Source organism: Undibacterium sp. Jales W-56, assembly GCF_025548535.1.
GTDB lineage: Bacteria > Pseudomonadota > Gammaproteobacteria > Burkholderiales > Burkholderiaceae_D > Undibacterium.
The window spans coordinates 202,609-221,901 of record NZ_JAJLQW010000007.1 but is presented as its reverse complement, the minus strand read 5'-3'; the positions used below and the strand labels follow the sequence as shown (position 1 = coordinate 221,901).

Below are 19,293 nucleotides of genomic sequence, written 5' to 3'. Positions count from 1 at the left end.
CGGGGGCTTTTGCTTTTACAGAACGGCAATCTCCGGACTTCTATACTGTCCATCCAGTCCAGAAGTGACATTGATATCTTGTGCGATCAGACTAATCAGTTTGTTTCAGTCGTTTGATTAATTAATTGATAGAAAGAAAACTAAAGGTTATCCTAAGCAAATTGTTTATAAGATAAAGGGATGTCGAAATGATTCATATCAAATTAAGCATGTCTAAACATGCATATGTGAAATCTGGCTTTACATTGATTGAGTTGGCTATAGTCATCACAATAATAGCGATTCTTTTAATGATTGCAATCCCCGCCATGCGTAATATTTTGATTGAAAATCGTCTCTCTGGTAACGTCAATGAATTTATAGCGGCACATAATCTGGCTCGGTCAGAGGCCATTAAACGTGGTCGATTAGTTACCGTTTGTCGCAGCATCAATGCCGAGTCTGGAAGTAATGCTTGCCATAAAACCGCCAGCGGGGATAGAGATGGGGATGACTGGGGCGTAGGTTGGTTGGTGTTTGTCGAGAATAGTACCGCAACCGGAATTGGAACTGTGAATGCAGGTGAAGAAATTTTGTTGCGCCAAGGCGCCCTTCCCGACAAAACCTATAGCCCGGCCTCTGCTAAATCGATCACCTATAACACAGCAGGAGAACCTCTTGGAAGCATGGCGGGTAGTAATTTTAGATTCAATGTCGATGGCAAATTTGATCGAACGATTTGCATTGCACGTACCGGACGAATTCGTGTAATCCGCGACGCTGTCGCTTGTGTCTGAACAAATTTATCAATAATCAGCCGCAGAATGATTAAAAGTACCACTCATCCCAAGCAATCGACACTCCATCGGCTCAATATTGCCCAAGTTGTATGTTTGGACTAGCCTACATCCAAGTTTTCAGCCTCTAAGCCATCAAATGCAAAATCCGAATTGCTTTCAATTAAAGAAAATTCTAAAAAATCAAGGGTTTACCTTGGTTGAGTTGATGGTTACGATAACTATCGCGGTGATTTTGCTGGCGATAGCCGTTCCAAATATGACTTCATTCATAAATAATAATCGCGTCTCAACTGCAGTCAATGAATTCGTCGGTGCGACAACATTAGCTCGATCTGAGGCGATCAAGCAGGGCAAATTGGTGACTATCTGCCGTAGTACAAATGCCATGTCTTCTACTCCAACCTGCGATGCCAGCGCACTTGATTGGACCTCCGGTTGGTTGGTCTACGTAGAAAATAGTACTAGCACTAACATCGGTGTCTATCAGGCAACTGAAACAATTCTTTCTCGTCAAGCCGTGTTTCCCAATACAATTTTGATCCCATCTAGCGTGACCAGCATCACATTTAATAGCAGTGGTCAGCCTATTACGACAGCAACCAGTACATTTAATTTTAGTTTTAATAATTTATATGGGCGAGAGGTTTGTATGGAGCGAACCGGTCGCGTGAAAACCATTCCGGGTGGTAGCGCAACGAATTGCTAAGACATTAAAAACATGATGAATATCTCTTTTCAAAAAAAAATGAGTCCTATTTTTTCACATCAACTTGGTGTTGGCATGATCGAAGTACTGGTCGCACTGGTGATTACCTCTTTTGCCATGCTGGGTCTGGCCGGTCTGCAAGTCACCTCATTACGCTTCCAAAAAACTGCGCATTATCGTTCGCTCGCCAGTTTAAATACGGCAGACATCGCCGACAGGATGCGGGCTAACGTGGCGGGAGCCAAGGCAAATAATTATGTGACGACGGATCCTTATCTTGCAAACCCAAGTTTAGCGGCCGGAGCATGTCCCACAAGCTCCGCCACTATCGCGGACGTGGCGACCAAAGATTTGTGCGAATGGCGACTCAATCTGAAAAATACGGTCAACGGTGGCTGGGGAGAAGTCTCTGGCGACGTACTCAAAGGTTTTACGATTACGGTGTATTTCAAAGAACCCAGTAAAAATGACAAAACAACTGGCGGAATAGTGCAAGAAAGCACTCCTGATGCTAATTGTACCGCTTCAGTCGGGATGGATGTACGTTGCTTTAAAACGGTATTTTTGCCATGAAAAAAAACATTCTACCTTCGCCTGATTTTTGCCGGCAACAAGGTTTCACCTTGATTGAGCTGATGGTCTCCATCACTGTAGGACTAATCATTCTTATATTTATCAGCAGCATGTTTGTCAGTAGTAAGGGTAGCTACAATATCAATGATGACAATTCTCGTCTGCAAGAGGATGGGCGTTATGCAATGGGGCTGATTGGCCGTAGCATCATGCAAGCCGGTTACGGCAGAATAGTCACCGCAACAACGACCGATTTTGTAAAAGCAGATGGTAGTCCGGCACAGGGATTATTAGGTTGCAATTTCGGCTTTAATATCCCTACCGATACATCCTTGGCTCCGGCTTGCGCAACTACAGCGAGTACGCCGGGAATTCAAATCAGGTATAGGACCGACGATCAATACGATGCAAACACGGGTACAGGTGCTGATTGCAACGGTCAAAACGCCGCTAAAAAAAATGCTAACGGATCAGATAATAAAACGGCGACCGATCCTGGCATTGTTACCAATCGTTTTTACCTGGATAAAAAAGCGGGTGAAACGACAACCTCTCTTTATTGCAATGGCAGCGGTAACTTTGCCAATCCCCAGCCCATCCTTAGCAATGTAGAAAACATGGTTATTACCTATGGCGCCGATACTACTGGCAACTTTACACCTGATCAATATACGACCGACGCCACGGTGATCGATGCATTGCCTGTTAGTGCTCAAAACAGCAAAGATAGCTGGAATCAGGTGATCAGTGTCAAGGTTTGTTTGCTGGTAGCCAGTGCAAACAATGTTGCCCCAAGCTTTCAAACCTATACCAAATGCGATGGAACTTCACAGACAGCGACTGATAAAAAATTGCGTTCGACGTTCACCAATGTTTTTACTATTCGCAATAACGCCACCCCAAGTTTGAAATGATCAGAAGTCGGTGAAGAATATGATGAACACGAAATTTAAAAAAAGATGGATTCAAACAGGGATTGCTTTACCAGTCGTCCTGATTTTTTTGATTGTCATGATGCTACTGGGAGTTACCGCGATCCGTAATGTCACCTTAGGTGAAAAAGTGGCCGGTAACCAAAGGAATCAGCAATTGGCTTTTCAAGCGGCAGAGCAAGCATTGCGTTTTTGTGAGAATCAGTTGCAAACCACACCTATTGGCGTGCCGCTGATTCAGCCAGCTACTACTGGTCCTGAGGATTGGGAAGTCGATAACAACTGGAAGGGCACCAATAACGGAATATCAACGGAGATTATTTCGATAAACGATGCTAATAAACAAGGTCTGGTTGCGCCGCCGCGATGTATGGTGGAAGACGTATCCAAGACCCTGGCATTAGACGTGGGTGAAGAGGTCAGGGATAAAACTGTTCGCGCCTACCGGATTACTGCGCGTGCCAGCGGCGGTGCTGATACAGCGGTTGTGATATTACAGAGTTACTTAAAATTTTGATTGAGATCGGAGAAGCCTCCATGTTGCAATTACTACCTTCGAAGCGTGCCAGCGTGCGCTCATTGCTGAGGCAATTGTTGTCTGGATTTTGCATCAGTATCTTGGCGGTATCCGGCACCGCGGTCGCTGCGGTATCGCAAACGCCATTATTTCTGGTGATTCCAGCCAAGCCGAATATTATGTATACGTTGGATAATTCCGGGAGTATGTCTTGGGGTGATTTGACTGGGAATGACGGTCTTACCAATTATGATAAAGCATCGATGTTCTATTCAACCACCAGGGCTTTTTATTCCAGTGCCTATAATTTAATTTATTACAATCCTGCGACGACCTATACGCCAGGAGTGAATTATAAAGGTGTCTCTCTGGGTAACAGCACGCCATCGTCTGCCATTAATGATCCTTATACGGCGCCAACAGGCGGCACGTTAGACTTGACCACGATTTGTTATGTGGCTCCGGCATCGCCTGTCGCGCCGCGTCAGTGCAATTCCTATACCGCTACTACAAAATATACGCAAAAAGTAGCGAGGTATGCGTACTATTACAAATGGGATGGAACGACCACGATATTCACCACTGTCGGCCCAGTGAGCTACAGCAATCCTGAAACAACTAATGATGCTGCTTTTCCCAGCCGTGTAGATATCCTGCCTGGTAACACCTACTCGAAAGCGACGACGCGTACGGATTGCGCTGCCAACTTCTGTACCTATGCGGAGGAAATTCAGAATTTCGCGAATTGGTATTCGTATTACAGTACCCGCATCAAGATGCAAAAATCCGTGATGTCCCAGGTGTACGCCATTCTGGATCCGGTGCAGACGATTCCTTACACGCCGCAATATCGGGTTGGATTCAATACGATTAACCCCATAGACAACGCCGGCAACGTTGGCTATAACAACACGGATGTGACCGACGGCGCTGACTGGCTGACCATCCGCGATTTTGATGAGACACAGAAGCAGAAATTCTACAATACCTTGTTTGCCATTCAACCCAATCAAGGTACGCCGTTGCGTACGCAAATGGATCGTATCGGTAAGCTGTTTGAGGGGACGCTGTCAGGTTTTGATTACACCAATGATGATCCCTACCGCACTAGTACAACGGACGCGACGTTACTAAGCTGCCGCTCCAGTTATCACATCTTGTCTACCGACGGTTATTGGAACGAAAGTAATACGGCAGCCGGCTTCCCAACCGTCGGCAATACCGATGGTGTGGATAGCGGGTTTTCAACCAGGGCCATCGGCGCCTACGATGCCTTGGGTTCCAGTAATTCTCTGGCCGACGTTGCGCTGTATTACTACATGACAGATCTGCGTCCGAGCTTGCCAGATAATTTGCCGGGCAGTCCTACGGATCCGGCCAAATGGCAGCATGTGCAGACTTTTACCATTGGTCTGGGTGCTAATGGCACGCTGAAATATCAATCTAACTACGCCACGGCGACGACCGGCGATTTTGCCGATATCAAGGCTGGCAAAAAGGATTGGCCTATCCCCGTGGCTAACGATCCGACCGCGGTGGATGATTTGTGGCACGCTGCCGTGAATGGTCGCGGCCAGTATTTCAGTGCGGGTGATCCGACCACGCTGACTTCAGGTCTGACAACGATCTTGAAGCAAATTGCCAATCAAACCGGAGCTGCTGCCTCCGTGGCGACTACCGGTAGCTATGTGGGCGGAGCGACATCGATTTATGCCCCCGGCTTTGAGTCGGCAAAATGGACCGGGCATTTGGTGTCCTACGGCATTAATCCTGCTACGGGTGTGCAAGGTGCAAAAAATTGGGACGCCGCCGATCTATTGCCAGTATGGAATACTCGTAATATTGTCACTTGGAATCCTACTAGCAAAGCCGCCGTGACATTTGATTGGGCGAATTTAACGTCGGGAGTTGGAAGTCAGCAATCTGCGTTGGGTAATTCTGACGTATTGGATTATCTGAAAGGTAACGGCGCCAAAGAACAAACTGCAGCAGGACAAGGTCCGGGGATTTATCGCTATCGTGAAAAAAAATTGGGCGATATCGTTAACTCAGCACCGCAATTTGCTCAGGATGAGGATTTCGGTTATGCAACGGTACCTACGGTTGGTGCCACTTATGCGGCTTACCTTACTAGCAAATCGTCCAATACACCGATGTTGTATGCAGGGGCGAACGACGGCATGCTGCATGCATTCAACGCCAATACCGGTGTCGAGACATTTGCGTATATTCCCAATTCGGTCTACGGCAACCTGAAAAGCCTCAGTGATCCAACTTATGTGCATCAATATTTCGTCGATGGTCCATTAACGGTAGGCGATTATCACAATGGTACGAGCTGGAAGACGGTGCTGGTAGGTTCTACCGGAGCCGGCATGACCAGTAGTATTTTTGCGCTTGATATTACAACGCCTGGCAGCCTTGGAACCGGCAGCGTCATGTGGGAAAAGACCGCAGCCGATATCGGTCTGGCCGATTTGGGCAAGGTGATGGGTAAGATGGTGATTGGACGTCTGCCAAGCGGTGATTCAGTCATTATGCTCGGTAACGGATATGACAGCGCGACTGGTAAGGCTGCGCTGTTTCTGATCAAGATGGCAGACGGCAGCGTATTGAAAGAATTTGATCTGGGCGGTACGGTAGCCGCGCCAAACGCATTATCGGCGCCGGCTCCCTTGTTTAACCGTAATCATGAATTGATTGGAGCGTATGCAGGTGATGTGAATGGGAACCTGTGGAAATTTGGTTTTGTCGATCCCCCTCCTGCTAGCCAAACTACTCTGTCCTATCAAAATCCCGTCACATTATTCATCACGAATAAGGACGCGACGAATACGAAAAATATTCAACCTATCGCCCAAAAGCCGCATATCCAGGTTCATCCCAAAGGCGGTTATCTGGTCAGTTTCGGCACCGGCAAGTTTGTCGAGAATGCGGACAAGACAAGTACTGACATCCAAAGTATTTATGGGATTTGGGATAAGCCAGGTGCCGGTGCTGCAGGACACGCAAATCTGGTGCAGCAGACCTTGACGGCGGCGACTGGCGGACGCACCTTGACTACCAACACCATCGACTGGGCTAGCAAGCGCGGCTGGTATATCGATTTACTCACTTCAGGTGAACGCGTGGTAGGTGATCTGTTATTCAGGGATAGTACTATTCTACTGGAGACGACCTTTGTGCCTACGAGCGATTCTTGCCAGGGCGGCGGAACATCGCAAATCATGGGCTTCTATGGCTTAACCGGTGCTGCGTCATCTACGCCTCTATTTTATAAAAATGACGGCGTAACACCGTACAGCAATCTCAGCTCGGTTGCAATTTCTGGAACACAAGCGAATCCAGTCGCCATCAAATTGACGAGCGGTACGACTGTTTTGAAATTTAATAATCTGGATGGAAGCCAGGGGCAAATTATGTATCGCTCCAGCGTGCCTCCGTTCAGAACCTGGCGTGAAATTATTTTCAAGAATTGATTTTGCACAGTTTAGGAGAGAAATATGCAATACAAAAAGCAAGATGGATTCACCTTGATTGAAATCATGATCGCGGTCGTGATTGTGGCGATTCTTGCTGCAATCGCAGTGCCAAATTACGCTGCTTATGTCAAGCGCGGCAGACGCGCTGACGCAATGGCGACTTTACTAAAAAATGCCAATTGGATGCAGCAGAAATTTACCATCGATAATGCTTATCCGGCCAGTGCAACTGTCTTACCTTTTGCACAATCACCGGAAGCTGGGACCGCGAAATACAACCTCAGCATTGTGGTGCCGGCAACCGCAAACACTAGCCAATACACACTGCAAGCGGTTCCTGTCAGTACCGACGAATGCGGAACCTTTACCATCGATCAGACCGGCCTGCGGGGACAGACGGGGACTGCCAATAAATCTGTAACGGATTGCTGGGCGGGTAAATAAATCGCTCTTTGTTCTAGGCGAAGAAGGGGTTGAGTTGGATGAAAGTCTTGAGGCAAAGCGCAATAAGCATGCGCTTTGCAGGGTATTAATGACTGGAAATGGGCATCAATACTGCGAATGAGCATTTGATCAGATTGATTTGAGTTCGACCTGAATACCATCTGGCATTCAGGTCGTTTTGTTTTGGCTTGTCATTAATAGAGCTATGTCAGATGATTCAAAGTCTTGCGCCATGGTCAATATGGGTTTTGCGGGCATCCTGCTTGCTACATTTTCTTAACGCTACCGTATTTACGATTTCTTCAAGGGCTTGCGTTCGTTAGTTTTAAACTCTTCTATGACATTCTGGAATTCCGCGAGGTCTTCAAAGCTTTTGTACACCGAGGCGAAGCGGATGTAGGCGATTTTATCGAGTCGCTTTAGTTCGCGCATGACCAGCTCGCCGACGTAACCGGAATTGATTTCGCGCTCTCCGGTGGACAGCAGTTTCTCTTCGATATGCTGGATTGCGGTATCTACGGCTTCAGCGGAGACCGGGCGTTTGCGCAGCGCCAGCGTCAGGCTGGCACGTAGCTTGGCTGGTTCAAATTCGGTTCTGCTGCCGTTCTTTTTGACGATTGATGGCATGATCAGTTCGATGCGCTCATAGGTGGTAAAACGCTTGTCGCAATTGGCGCAGCGGCGGCGGCGGCGGATGGTGTTGCCGTCTTCCGGGACGCGGGTGTCGATCACCTGGGTATCATCGTTGTGGCAGTAGGGGCATTTCATGGTTCTGATTCCGGATGTTGAAGTAACGGTGTAATGCCATGTATTTTATATACTCCCTTGCAATCATACATAAAACGACTGCTTCCGCGCCAAAGTATTGCGTTACTTCTAAATACATGGTGGGAGTATGTTGCTATTTGGTACGCTTGTACCGGTAACAATCGCTCTGGTCTTTCCTGATGTGTGCAATTTGAAATGATTCATCGTCATATACAAAAATGCCACTCGATCGAGTGGCATTTGGATATAAACCTCAGGTTTTACGCTGCGTAGACGGGGAAAGCGTCAGTCAGTTTTTTGACTTCGACTTTGACCCGTTCTATGGTCGCTGCATCGTTCGGATTATCCAGCACGTCGGCAATCAGATGGCCGACTTTGACGGCTTCCGCCTCTTTAAAACCACGCGTCGTGAAAGCCGGGCTGCCGAGGCGGATGCCGGAGGTGATCATCGGTTTTTGCGGATCGTTAGGGATGCCGTTTTTGTTGCAGGTCATGTGGGCGGAACCGAGGATGGCTTCGGCTTCTTTACCGGTTAAACCCTTAGGACGCAGATCGACCAGCATCACGTGCGATTCGGTACGGCCGGAGACGATGCGCAGGCCGCGCTCGGTCAGTGTCTGTGCCAAAGCGGCGGCGTTTTTAACGACTTGCTGCTGGTAGGCTTTGAATTCCGGCGTCAGCGCTTCTTTGAACGCGACGGCTTTACCAGCGATCACATGCATCAACGGGCCGCCTTGCAAGCCTGGGAAAATCGCGGAATTGATTTTCTTGGCAATCGCTTCGTCGTTCGACAAGATGATGCCGCCGCGTGGGCCGCGCAGGCTCTTATGCGTGGTCGATGTGACTACGTCGGCGAACGGCACCGGGTTGGGATACACGCCGGCAGCGATCAGGCCTGCATAGTGCGCCATGTCGACCATGAAATAGGCGCCGACTTCTTTGGCGATTTTGCTGAAGCGTTCGAAATCGATACGCAGTGCGAAAGCGGATGCGCCGGCGATGATCAGCTTGGGCTTGGTTTCGCGTGCGAGTTTTTCCATCGCATCGTAATCGATATCTTCTTGTGCGTTGAGTCCGTAAGAAACTACCTTGAACCATTTGCCTGACATGTTCAAAGGCATGCCGTGGGTCAGGTGGCCGCCTTCTGCCAGGCTCATGCCCATGATAGTGTCGCCTGGATTCAGCAGGGCGAAGAACACGCCCTGATTGGCCTGGGAGCCGGAATTCGGCTGCACGTTGGCGAAATTCGCGCCGAACAATTGCTTCAGGCGGTCTATCGCCAGTTGCTCGACGACATCAACGTGTTCGCAGCCGCCGTAGTAGCGTTTGCCCGGATAGCCTTCGGCATATTTGTTGGTGAGTTGCGAACCTTGCGCCTCCATCACGGCAGGCGAGGTGTAGTTTTCCGAGGCGATGAGTTCGATGTGCTCTTGCTGGCGGTGATTTTCTTGTTGAATCACGGCATACAAGTCGGGATCAATATTGGCGAGAGTATGATTTTTTGCGAACATGACAAGCTTCCTGTTGAGATAGAAGGTGAATCAGTGAATGTAATGGATCAGGCGCCAGTGCCAGATAAAGCGCAAAGACAAATGGAGCGGGCAGCCTTGATCGTTCTTACCATCCAGGCTACCCAGGCGCACGGCTATTGAAATCTCACGCTTCCCGATGGATCTCCATCTTCGCCGTTAGTCGCTGCCGGTATGCCAGAGGGCAATGCAGATGCAATTAAGACGTTTTCGCCAGTCACGTGAGACGAAATGGTCCGCAAATTTTACGTCAAGCCTTCTGATTGAGCAAGAATAGCCTGCGATCTGCGTAGATTAAGTGAATTTTTGACTGAGGGCTTACGCAAAAACCAAAACCTCTCACCACAGAGGCGCGGAGACACAGAGAAAAGCAAGAGGAAAGACTCCATGGCGTTTCGATATTCAAATGAACCCGCAAGCCGGGTGCGTCTGCTGGCACGAAATGTCTCTGCAAGCCGCATCCAGCCTGCGGTTTCAAACTGAGTTGCGGTAGACAGCGGGTCGTTTTGCGTCAGTCCTCATTTAGACGGAGATTGCTTTCAGGCAGGGAAATCTGGTGACGCTAAACGGACTGCGTCCGGTGCCGTCAGACGGATGCAGCAAAACCGCATAGAATAACGCCTGATGTTAAAAATTCAGCGTACCCATTCCAATAACGATAAGAGGCAGTCATGATCGTCTTAATTACAGGCGCCAGCTCCGGCTTTGGCGAAGCAATGGCAAGAAAATTCGTCAGTCACGGCCACAAGGTGATTGCCGCCGCCCGTCGTACAGACCGGCTGGCGGCATTGCACGCTGAACTGGGCGCAGCCTTATTGCCGGTCACAATGGATGTCACCGATACAGGGTCGATTCAGAACGCCCTGGCGCAATTGCCGCTTGCCTGGCAGCAGATCGATGTCCTGGTCAATAACGCCGGACTGGCGCTCGGCACCGAACCGGCACACCAGGCCAATCTGGAGGACTGGGAAACCATGATCGATACCAATACCAAGGGTTTGGTCCGGGTCACGCGGGCGATTTTGCCGGCAATGGTGCAACGCGGCAGCGGTCTGGTCATCAATATCGGCTCTATTGCCGGTTCTACGCCGTATCCAGGTGGTAATGTCTACGGCGCAACCAAGGCATTCGTGGATCAATTCACCTTGAACTTGCGGGCCGACCTGGTTGGCACCGGTGTGCGTGCGACCAATATTGCGCCTGGTCTTTGCGGTGGCACCGAGTTTTCGAATGTGCGCTACAAGGGCAATGACGATGCGGCAGCCAAAGTCTATGAAGGCACCGTGCCTTTGACGGCGCTAGATATTGCCGAATCCGCCTATTGGGTGGCGACGCTGCCGCCGCATGTGAATATCAACTACATCGAAATGCTGCCGACTTGCCAGGGCTTCGGTGGCTTTAATATCAAACGTAACGCGATATAAACCATAATCTGCCATTGCATCATACTGACCAGGAGTATTTTTATTTACCGTTATAAATAATGCGCAATCGGCATTAAAAATAAAGATACTCCCTTATTTATATCAAATTACCTATTTCTATGCTGCGAGAATTCAACTGGTTTGTACGCGTCTATTACGAAGATACCGATGCAGGCGGGATCGTGTTTTATGCGAATTACCTGAAGTTTTTTGAACGTGCCAGGACCGAATGGTTGCGCGCTGCCGGCATTAGCCAGCAAGTCATGAGTGCGCAGCATCAAGTGATGTTTGTCGTCAAAGGCACCGCCGTCGAGTATCATGCTCCCGCCAGGCTGGACGATGAACTCAGGCTCACCGTTGTGGTCGAAAAGCTGGGACGTGCCTCGGTGCAATTTATCCAGGAGGCCTGGTGCGGCGATCGCTTGCTGGCGAGCGGCAAAATCAAAGTCGGCTGCGTGAGTGCCAGCGCGGTACGTCCGGCACCGATCCCGCACGATATTCTGGAAAAAATCGCTTGAAGGAATAGTTAAAACCGGTGACGAGTTGGGCCACCCTTAAGCCACACATAAGCCATGCCTGAGCCGCCCGGCATAACGCAACACCGTACTGACAATTTTTGTACAAATCCAAAGTAAAGAAACCATGACTGTTACTCAAGACTTATCGTTCATTACCCTGATTGCCAATGCGTCGATTCTGGTGCAACTGGTTATGCTGCTCTTGCTCGGCGTGTCCGTCACCAGCTGGAACTATATTTTCAGCAAAATGTTTGCGATCAAAAGAGCGCGTAAGCAGACCGAAGAATTTGAACGCAACTTCTGGTCCGGCGGCAATCTCGGTGAACTCTATCAGGTCGCGACATCGAACCGTCGCTCCAGCGGCGACAAGACCGGTGCGCTGGAACGTATTTTTGAGGCCGGCATGAGCGAATACCACAAGGTCAAGGCCGCCAATAAAGCCACCCTCGACGCCAGCGCCATGCTGGACGGTGCACGCCGTGCGATGCGCGCTGCGTATCAGCGCGAGATGGATCATCTGGAGGCGCATTTATCGTTTCTGGCATCGGTCGGCTCGGTCTCTCCGTATGTCGGCCTGTTCGGTACCGTGTGGGGGATCATGAATGCCTTCCGCGGCCTGGCGAATGTGCAGCAAGCCACGCTGGCAGCGGTCGCGCCCGGCATCGCCGAGGCGCTGATTGCGACTGCGATTGGTTTGTTTGCCGCGATTCCGGCGGTGCTGGCCTACAACCGCTATTCGCACGACATCGACCGGCTGGCGATTCGCTTTGAAACCTTTATCGAAGAGTTCTCGAATATTTTGCAAAGACAATCCCGTTAAGCATTCATGAGTTCTCTGCGTGGCGAACGTAAACGCAAATTCAAGGCAGAAATTAATGTCGTCCCCTACATCGACGTGATGCTGGTGCTACTGGTGATTTTCATGGTGGCAGCACCGATGACGAATCCCAGCGTGATCAATCTGCCGACCGCGGGACAATCGACCCAGCCGCCATCGGACTATATAGAAATCACTCTGGACACCAATAAATACGCCATCAGTATCAATACCAGGGGCAGCAGTAACGGCAATAGCAAGCGAGAGTCGCAAGAAACTGCGGTGAATCATCAGCAGTTGATGCAGAAACTCAAGGAATATCACGATGCCAAGCCGGAGTTATCCGTCATGGTATCGGCGGATAAAGAAATGAAGTACGACGAAATCATTCAAGTCATTTCCGAAGCGAAAAAACTCGGCATCAATCGGGTTGGTCTGGCGACCAAGTGATGCCTGTGCGTTCCGTTGTTGTCTGTTGCAGCTTGGTGGTATGGAGTGCCGGGTTCAGCGATTGCCTGGCATCGGAGCCGCCCGCGTTCAGCGCAGTAGCCGACGTGGACTTGCATCCGGTAAAAACGCCATCAGAAATTCCGCCAAAGAATTTAGAAAAAATATCAGAAAAAGCGCTAGAAGAAACATCCGCGACTGAGCTCCAGACTAACGCTTCCAGCCCGGCAAAAAGCGATGAACCGCTAGCTGAATTTGCAGAAGATGCCAGCGTCGTTTCGGCATCCGCACAACGTTTCCAAATCGGTGACGCCAGCGGCGATTGGCTGGCCCTGATCAAGCAGCACATTCCCGAGCTTGCATCGAATACCGATCCGCAAAACGTAACCCCGACCTTGCTGCGCAAATTGCGGCTCGATATCGGCAATATCCTGGCCACGGAGGGTTATTTTTCTCCTGTCATCTCATTCGATGCGCGTGACAAGCTGAACGGCGGACATTCAAACCAGAGCATGGTGATTTACGTGAACATCGATGCCGGTAGCCGGACGCTGGTAAAAGACGTCAAGCTACAGTTTTCCGGAGCACTGGCTGACGCGGCCAAAGCGGGCCAGGCGGATGCGCTCAAACGTCAGAATGAATTGACGGCAGACTGGGGCTTGGCGACAGGAGCGGCGTTCCGCGATGAAGAGTGGGACAACGCAAAAACCGCACTCACTGAAACACTGCGCGCCGACGTCTATGCCGCAGCGTCCATCGTTAACAGCAACGCGACGATTGATGCCGATAGCAACTCGGCGACGCTGGCAGTGGAGATCGACAGCGGACCGCCATTCACTCTGGGCGAGATCACGGTGACGGGCTTGCAGCGTTTTCCTGCCTGGTTGCTGGAGCGTTATCAGGCACCCAAAAAAGGCGAGGCTTATTCGCGTTCACGTTTGCTCGAATATCAGCGCGCCTTGCAAAACTCCGCTTATTTTTCCACGGTTACCGTGAATGTCGATACCGATCCCGCCAAGGCAGACAGTGCGCCTGTCGAAGTGAGTGTCGTTGAGCGCAAGGCAAGGGATCTGGGCTTTGGTGCCGGCTATAGCAGCAACACCGGTTTTCGTGCCGAAGTGTCTTATCGTGACCGGGATATTTTGAGCAAGGCATGGGACTTGCGCAGTGCCGTGCGTATCGAACAAAAACGTCAGCTTGGTTATGCCGATATCTACCTGCCGCCGCGAGATGCGCAATTTTTAGATTCCTTTGGCGTGCTAGCGGATCGACAAGATATCTCAGGATTAGTGTTAACCCGGACGGCTTTGGGCATCAAGCGTACCAGCACCCGCAATCATCTGGAACAACGCATCGGTGTCAATTTATTGCGTGAAAAAGTTGAAATCGATGGCGGCCCGCTCCGCTTTAATAAGGCGCTGGTGACCTCAGTGGGGTGGACCTGGCGCGATGTCGACGATAGTTTCGCACCGCGTAAAGGCCAGATCGCACAACTCGACCTGGCGTTTTCAGAAAAAGCTTTGCTATCGGATCAGCGTTTTATCCGTACCTATGCGAAGTATCAGCGCTGGATCCCGGTAGCACAACGCGACAGCATTATCTTGCGTGCGGAAGTGGGCCAGGTGCTGTCGCAAAGTCGTGATGGTATCCCTGAAGAATATTTGTTTCGCACCGGCGGTAGCAGCACGGTTCGCGGTTACGCCTATCAAAGTCTAGGTATCCAGAATGCCGGAGCCGTTACTGGCGGCAAAGTCATGGGCGTCGCGAGTGCCGAGTATGTGCATTGGACTAAATCAAACTGGGGCGCAGCCGCTTTTCTCGACCTCGGCGATGCGGCCGATAATTGGCGGGATCACAGCGCCAAGCAAGGTTACGGCATAGGCGGGCGGTATAAGACTCCTGCGGGACCGGTGGCGCTCGATCTGGCCTATGGAAAAAACATCAAAAAATTCCGCCTCGATTTTTCGATTGCGATTGCATTTTGATGATGCAGATAATGTCACTATGAATGCGCCATGAATCAGGATGCTCCACAGTCAGAACGAGACCGGCAAGCCAGTGCGGCGCATACTGCCGAGGCATCTGCCATGCAAGGCAAGGCGGATGGCGGCGCCGTGAAAAAAAATAAATCAGCATGTTTCGGTCGCCGCTTATGGTGGCTGGCGCTCTTGCCGGCTTTATTGGCGATAGCCGCGGGATGGGTTGGCTGGACACAATCGGGCACAGCAACCTTACTGAATCTGGCGCAAGTGGCAAGCGCAGGGCAGCTCAGTTTTACCGATGTCAGCGGCCGCCTGCTGGATGAACTGCGCATTGGCGAGCTGCGTTATCAAACCGCGACACTGCATGTGAAGGCGGGCGGAGTTGCCATGCGCTGGCAGGCTCCGGCACTGCTGCGCGGCAAGCTATCCGTGCAAAGCCTGCAAATCGCGGCGCTGCAAATTGAGACGCTGGAAGATAAAACGCCGGCCAGCCTGCCGGCAAATCTCAATGCAGGTATCGATATCGCGCTTGAGCAGGCGGCGATAGGCAGATTAAGCATTGCCAGTTTTGTGGTCGATGGCCGCAAGTTCAAAGTCGCACCTGTCATCACGCTGACAGGAATTACTGCGCTGTTGCAATCGAATCAAAGCCAGCATCACTTGCAGGCCAGCGTTAAAACGGATTTCGGCCAGGTCGGCACGCGAATGACGATTGCGACCCAGCGCCCTTTTAAAACGCAGGCAGAATTCGATTATCGCGGGCAACCGGATGTACAACTGCCGGAGATCGGCGTGGCTGGAAGTCTGTCCGGATCTCTAGAAGAATTGCGGGTGAATGCCAAAGCGAAATTGAGCGAGCCGCTAGCAAGCACAGGCGCTAATGCCGTAGTCGGCAAGGCAAAAATGGCTTCTACCTTGCAAGGCGAACTGAGCGCGGTGCTCGCGCCTTTTTCCAGACAGGCAGTGCGTACTTTACGCGCGACTATCTCGGGCTTTAATCCGGCTGAGTTTGCGGCGCAGGCACCGGTGGCGCATTTAAATATTGCCGCTGATTTGCAGCCAGTAGTTTTATCCGCGGATTCGAAATCGACCACGAAAAAATCTGTCAGCGCGGCATCAAGCACCTCAACCGAGCTGAATTTGGCTGGCAAGATCCAGGTCAGCAATTCGCAGCCCTCTCGATTTGACCAGAACGGTTTGCCATTCACAAAATTGACTTCGGCTATAGCCTGGAGCGGCGATCATTTTTCGCTCGATCAGACGCAGATGCAATTGGCCGGAAAAGGGCGAGTGGCCGGCGCTGCGCAGGTACAGTTATTGTCATCAGGCCTGCCTTTGATCGATGCACGTTTCGATGTATCAGATGTCGATCTGGCGCAATTGGACAGACGTATCCAGCCCACGCAATTGAAGGGCCATATCCAGGCGCAATCGAAGCCGGATCATCGAATTAACTTCCAGGCACAATTGAGCGATCCGCGCGCCAGCCTGAACGCCGAGGCCAGCTACCAGCCAGAATTAAAAACAGAACCCAAAAAAGTAGGGACAACGACAGAGCAAGCCGCGCTGGTGCGTTTAACCAAGTTCGATCTGACCTCCGCCGGTTCGCGCTTGCAAGCGCAAGGCGAGATCGTGTTAAGCGGCGCGCTGCGATTTAATGCCAAAGGCAGCATGCAGCATGTGGATCCGGCACGCTGGGTCAAGGTGCCAGCAGGGAATATCAATGCCGATTTTTCCGCCTCCGGACAACTACAACCAAAACTTGATGTAGCGCTGCATCTAAGTGCTTTGCAAGGGCAATATGCCGGACAGAACCTGGCTGGCGTGATTGATGGCCGCTGGCAGCAAGATCTTGCTTTGACCATCAACCAGCTTGATCTGCATTGGGGTAAAAACACCTTGACCGGGCAAGGCATCTGGGGCAATGACAAGGATCAGTTGCAACTGGCGATCGAGATGCCGGATCTGGCTGCGATCTCGCCCTGGTTGCCTGCGCAGCAGACCCTGGCGGGCACTGTGAAAGCGCAACTGCGCTTGCACGGCACAATGACTGAGCCTGCCGGCATGCTCGATGTCAGCGCGCAGCGACTACGCTACGGCCGGCAATGGGAGATCGATAGCGTACAAGCGAAGGTCGATTTGGCACGCGGCATTCAAGGTGCATTTGATGGCGATGTCCAGGTCAAAAATCTGCGCAGCGATCTCGCCAGACGCACTGCCACCGATACGCTGAATGCGAATAAAGACGCGGGTTTGCCAATGTTGGCCGAGCAAATCAGCTTGCTGTTAAAAGGGACGCGCGCTGCGCATACGATCGATCTGAATAGCCGCTTTACGGCAACGCGCAGCCTGAGCGTACGGGCTGCCGGCAGCCTGGGTGGAGCGATAAATCCGGCAACAAAAAATAACGATGAACCATTGCAATGGCAGGGACAGATTCTCAGCGCGAATTTGACCGGCAAGCCCGACCTGAACTTACTCGCACCAGTCAAATTGCGTGCATCCAGTCAGGCCGTGAGTTTAAGCGATGTTGCCTTGTCGGGAACGATGGGTCGTTTGAATCTGACGCAGTTCGACTGGTCGCCCGATGGAATCAAGACGCAGGGTAAATGGGCCGCAATGGATGCGATCGCCTTGGCGCACCTGATCCGCCCGCAATACGCGGTCGAGGGCGATTTATTGCTCGATGCAGCATGGAATCTGCAACTCAAGAACCATCTGCAGGGCGAGCTTCACATGCAGCGCCAGAGTGGCGACGTGCGTATCAATGATGCCGACGGTACCGGTAAAGCGATTCCCCTGGGCATCCGCGATCTGCAGATGCAGCTTGCTTTAGGGGGCGTCGTTGCCGGTAGTGACGCCACCAGACTAACGCTGAATGCGAGTGCCGACGGTGCGCGGCTGGGGCGCTGGCAAATTCAGGCAAGCTCCGCCATCGGCAAGCAATCGGGCGGCTGGACCCTGCCTCCTGATGCGGCTCTTGCCGGTCAGGTGAAGGCCGATATTCCTGACGTGCAGTGGCTGGGTCCATGGATTAATCCCGGCCTGGCATTGAAAGGCAAGTTGCTGATCGATGCGCAACTGGCGGGGCAGATCAGGCAACCCAAGTATCAAGCCAGGCTCAGCGGACGCGAACTCGAAGTCGCCTTTGCCTCTGAAGGCTTACTCTTGCCAAACGGTATTTTGGAAGCGGTCGTCGATGAAAGTCATGTACGGCTGAATCGCCTGGAATTTTCGAATACGGTATCGATGATGCCGCGCCACGCGCAATTTCAGGGGATAAATTGGATAGGGCAAAAAGGCCAACTCAGCGCCAGTGGTGATATCGATATCCGCAATGAAAGCGGCAATATTCAGGCGCAAATGAAGCAATTCCCGCTGTTGCAGAGAAATGATCGCTGGCTGGTGGTCAGCGGCGAAACCAATATAGTGAATGTCAAAGATGTCTGGAACCTGACCGGCAAGCTCAAGGCCGATGGCGCTTACTTCAAATTGCCTAAATTGCCGCCGCCGAGCTTATCCGGCGATGTGGTCGTGATTCGCAATAAGGACAAGGCGGCGCAACTGAAAGCAGCGGAGGATGCGAATAAAAAAGCCCTCAAATCCCGTCTCGACATGAGCTTTGACATGGGGCCGCGCTTTGTGTTTGTTGGCCGCGGACTGGATACCGCGCTGGCCGGTACGATACGCTTACGCGCCGCCGACGGCAACCCTATGCAGGCCAGCGGCTCGATCCGCACTGTCGGCGGCGCTTATGAAGGCTATGGTCAGCAATTGGCGATCGAGCGCGGTATTTTAAATTTTCAGGGGCCGCCGGGAAATCCGGGCTTGAACATACGCGCCTTGCGTCAGGGGCTGGCGGTTGAGGCCGGGGTCGAAGTGGTCGGCACGGTGGCTGCGCCGCAGGTGCGGCTGGTCTCTGAACCCAGCGTGCCAGACGCGGAAAAATTATCCTGGCTGGTACTCGGACGCGGCTCAGACCAGATTGCAGGCAATGATGCGTCTCTGCTGATGTCGGCTGCCAGCGCTATATTTGGCGGAGACGGCAGTCGCAATATCCCGCGGGATGTCGTCAACGGCTTGGGTTTTGATGAATTCTCCATGGGAACCGCCGATACCGGCAATGGCTCCAAATTACCAAGCCAGACCATTGCCGGCGCTACTTCATTGGGATCAAATTCCGGCAATCAGGTGGTGACGATAGGTAAGCGACTGGCGCCCGGCATTGTGTTATCGGTCGAGCGGGGGTTGTCGGATGCCAGCGGTGCGATCAAGTTAAGCTGGCAACTGACCCGGCGCATCAGTATTATCGGCAGGACGGGCAATGAATCTTCGGTCGATGCTTACTATACGTTTTCATTTAACTAAGAGACTA

General features: G+C 51.5%; 15 protein-coding genes and 1 riboswitch. Of the genes, 13 read left to right on the top strand and 2 right to left on the bottom strand.

Annotated elements, in window-relative coordinates; translation table 11 throughout:
• The first annotated feature begins 188 nt into the window (after positions 1-188).
• The 7 genes from LPB67_RS17960 (at position 189) to LPB67_RS17925 (ending at position 7,433) form a co-directional block, all read left to right on the top strand.
• Positions 189-776: a GspH/FimT family pseudopilin gene (locus tag LPB67_RS17960; protein ID WP_262838681.1), complete on the top strand. Its 588-nt coding sequence runs from the start codon at positions 189-191 to the stop codon at positions 774-776.
• Between the two features lie 139 nt (positions 777-915).
• Positions 916-1,485, top strand: coding sequence for a GspH/FimT family pseudopilin (locus tag LPB67_RS17955; RefSeq protein ID WP_262838680.1), 570 nt, complete (start codon positions 916-918; stop codon positions 1,483-1,485).
• Between the two features lie 15 nt (positions 1,486-1,500).
• Positions 1,501-2,058 (top strand): type IV pilus modification protein PilV, encoded by a 558-nt coding sequence (gene pilV / locus LPB67_RS17950; RefSeq protein WP_262838679.1) that lies wholly within the window; start codon positions 1,501-1,503, stop codon positions 2,056-2,058.
• Positions 2,055-2,972, top strand: coding sequence for a PilW family protein (locus LPB67_RS17945; protein ID WP_262838678.1), 918 nt, complete (start codon positions 2,055-2,057; stop codon positions 2,970-2,972). The genes pilV and LPB67_RS17945 overlap by 4 nt, the downstream gene beginning before the upstream one ends.
• Before the next feature lie 22 nt (positions 2,973-2,994).
• Positions 2,995-3,507: a PilX N-terminal domain-containing pilus assembly protein gene (locus LPB67_RS17940; RefSeq protein ID WP_262838677.1), complete on the top strand. Its 513-nt coding sequence runs from the start codon at positions 2,995-2,997 to the stop codon at positions 3,505-3,507.
• A 20-nt stretch (positions 3,508-3,527) separates the two neighbouring features.
• Complete coding sequence (locus LPB67_RS17935; protein WP_262838676.1) at positions 3,528-6,986, top strand: pilus assembly protein; 3,459 nt, start codon at positions 3,528-3,530, stop codon at positions 6,984-6,986.
• Positions 6,987-7,010: 24 nt separating this feature from the next.
• A complete protein-coding gene (locus tag LPB67_RS17925) occupies positions 7,011-7,433 on the top strand; it encodes a type IV pilin protein (RefSeq protein WP_316685289.1) in 423 nt (140 codons plus the stop codon).
• Between the two features lie 291 nt (positions 7,434-7,724).
• Here the strand turns inward: LPB67_RS17925 and nrdR are convergent, their stop codons facing one another.
• Positions 7,725-8,201: a transcriptional regulator NrdR gene (gene nrdR / locus LPB67_RS17920; RefSeq protein ID WP_262838675.1), complete on the bottom strand. Its 477-nt coding sequence runs from the start codon at positions 8,199-8,201 to the stop codon at positions 7,725-7,727.
• Between the two features lie 260 nt (positions 8,202-8,461).
• Entirely contained in the window at positions 8,462-9,712 is a 1,251-nt protein-coding gene (gene glyA / locus LPB67_RS17915; RefSeq protein WP_262838673.1) for a serine hydroxymethyltransferase, read from the bottom strand.
• Between the two features lie 113 nt (positions 9,713-9,825).
• Positions 9,826-9,961: riboswitch (ZMP/ZTP riboswitch) on the bottom strand.
• Positions 9,962-10,401: 440 nt separating this feature from the next.
• On the opposite strand from glyA, the gene LPB67_RS17910 reads away from it, so the two are divergent.
• The 6 genes from LPB67_RS17910 to LPB67_RS17885 all read left to right on the top strand — a co-directional run bounded on the left by LPB67_RS17910 (position 10,402) and on the right by LPB67_RS17885 (position 19,286).
• Positions 10,402-11,154 carry an SDR family NAD(P)-dependent oxidoreductase gene (locus LPB67_RS17910; RefSeq protein ID WP_262838672.1) on the top strand — a complete coding sequence of 251 codons (753 nt, stop codon included), beginning with the start codon at positions 10,402-10,404 and terminating at the stop codon, positions 11,152-11,154.
• Between the two features lie 119 nt (positions 11,155-11,273).
• On the top strand, positions 11,274-11,672 hold the full coding sequence (gene ybgC, locus LPB67_RS17905; protein ID WP_262838671.1) for a tol-pal system-associated acyl-CoA thioesterase: 399 nt from the start codon (positions 11,274-11,276) through the stop codon (positions 11,670-11,672).
• 124 nt (positions 11,673-11,796) lie between these two features.
• Positions 11,797-12,492, top strand: a complete 696-nt coding sequence (gene tolQ, locus LPB67_RS17900; RefSeq protein WP_262838670.1) for a protein TolQ — start codon at positions 11,797-11,799, stop codon at positions 12,490-12,492.
• Positions 12,493-12,498: 6 nt separating this feature from the next.
• Positions 12,499-12,939, top strand: coding sequence for an ExbD/TolR family protein (locus tag LPB67_RS17895; RefSeq protein ID WP_262838669.1), 441 nt, complete (start codon positions 12,499-12,501; stop codon positions 12,937-12,939).
• Positions 12,939-14,921, top strand: coding sequence for an autotransporter assembly complex protein TamA (locus LPB67_RS17890; RefSeq protein WP_262838668.1), 1,983 nt, complete (start codon positions 12,939-12,941; stop codon positions 14,919-14,921). The genes LPB67_RS17895 and LPB67_RS17890 overlap by 1 nt, the downstream gene beginning before the upstream one ends.
• Positions 14,922-14,951: 30 nt before the next feature.
• On the top strand, positions 14,952-19,286 hold the full coding sequence (locus LPB67_RS17885) for a translocation/assembly module TamB domain-containing protein (protein WP_262838667.1): 4,335 nt from the start codon (positions 14,952-14,954) through the stop codon (positions 19,284-19,286).
• Positions 19,287-19,293: the final 7 nt, after the last annotated feature.

Bases quoted from the DNA above. Each gene is read 5' to 3' on its own strand.
- nrdR (WP_262838675.1), bottom strand. From the start codon at position 8,201: ATGAAATGCCCCTACTGCCACAACGATGATACCCAGGTGATCGACACC.
- LPB67_RS17960 (WP_262838681.1), top strand. From the start codon at position 189: ATGATTCATATCAAATTAAGCATGTCTAAACATGCATATGTGAAATCT.
- LPB67_RS17940 (WP_262838677.1), top strand. From the start codon at position 2,995: ATGAACACGAAATTTAAAAAAAGATGGATTCAAACAGGGATTGCTTTA.
- LPB67_RS17935 (WP_262838676.1), top strand. From the start codon at position 3,528: ATGTTGCAATTACTACCTTCGAAGCGTGCCAGCGTGCGCTCATTGCTG.
- LPB67_RS17895 (WP_262838669.1), top strand. From the start codon at position 12,499: ATGAGTTCTCTGCGTGGCGAACGTAAACGCAAATTCAAGGCAGAAATT.
- LPB67_RS17955 (WP_262838680.1), top strand. From the start codon at position 916: ATGCAAAATCCGAATTGCTTTCAATTAAAGAAAATTCTAAAAAATCAA.
- LPB67_RS17890 (WP_262838668.1), top strand. From the start codon at position 12,939: ATGCCTGTGCGTTCCGTTGTTGTCTGTTGCAGCTTGGTGGTATGGAGT.
- glyA (WP_262838673.1), bottom strand. From the start codon at position 9,712: ATGTTCGCAAAAAATCATACTCTCGCCAATATTGATCCCGACTTGTAT.
- LPB67_RS17885 (WP_262838667.1), top strand. From the start codon at position 14,952: ATGAATCAGGATGCTCCACAGTCAGAACGAGACCGGCAAGCCAGTGCG.
- tolQ (WP_262838670.1), top strand. From the start codon at position 11,797: ATGACTGTTACTCAAGACTTATCGTTCATTACCCTGATTGCCAATGCG.
- LPB67_RS17910 (WP_262838672.1), top strand. From the start codon at position 10,402: ATGATCGTCTTAATTACAGGCGCCAGCTCCGGCTTTGGCGAAGCAATG.
- LPB67_RS17925 (WP_316685289.1), top strand. From the start codon at position 7,011: ATGCAATACAAAAAGCAAGATGGATTCACCTTGATTGAAATCATGATC.
- LPB67_RS17945 (WP_262838678.1), top strand. From the start codon at position 2,055: ATGAAAAAAAACATTCTACCTTCGCCTGATTTTTGCCGGCAACAAGGT.
- pilV (WP_262838679.1), top strand. From the start codon at position 1,501: ATGAATATCTCTTTTCAAAAAAAAATGAGTCCTATTTTTTCACATCAA.
- ybgC (WP_262838671.1), top strand. From the start codon at position 11,274: ATGCTGCGAGAATTCAACTGGTTTGTACGCGTCTATTACGAAGATACC.